Annotated in this window: 1 protein-coding gene; it reads right to left on the bottom strand. The window is 63.5% G+C overall.

Annotated elements, in window-relative coordinates; all coding sequences use genetic code 11:
• Nucleotides 1–485 (bottom strand): hypothetical protein (locus tag AC1D0P_RS28760; RefSeq protein ID WP_477679851.1); only part of this gene is annotated, 485 nt, incomplete at both ends.

Below are 485 nucleotides of genomic sequence, written 5' to 3'. Positions count from 1 at the left end.
TGGAAGAAGTTGAAATGCTGGCCTGGATTGACGGAAGGCGCGGCAATCGTCGCGCCGGTCTGCAAGCCGAGGTGATATTCACTGCGCGTCTTGCGGAAGGCGATCGCCGCAATCACCGGCCGGCGCATGTCGAGCATGTCGCTGGGCTTGAAGGCGAATGTCAGCACTATCAGCCGATTGTCGACGCCGGCCATGGCTGGCAGGTCGATCTCCAGCCGATCCGCCACCCCCCATTGACCATAGTAAAATTCCCGCCCGTCACCGCTGATGCGCATGAGACCGGATGGTTGCTCCGGCGGCAGATGCAGGGTGAGGACGAAAGGCGCTTGCGTCGTGAGAAGCGACAGCCGCGCCTGGCCGCTGGGTTCGCTGAGTTCGCCCGATCCGGATGGGAGGGCGACAAATCCGGTTGACTGCCCGGCATCGAGCAGGTCGGCAAAGGGGCGCAGTGCGCCGTCTTCGATATAGGCCGAGCGCCAGAGGGT

The organism is Polaromonas sp. P1_G2, from assembly GCF_056405515.1.
The sequence above is the reverse complement of the archived record's forward strand: the minus strand, read 5'-3'. Positions and strand labels throughout refer to the sequence as shown.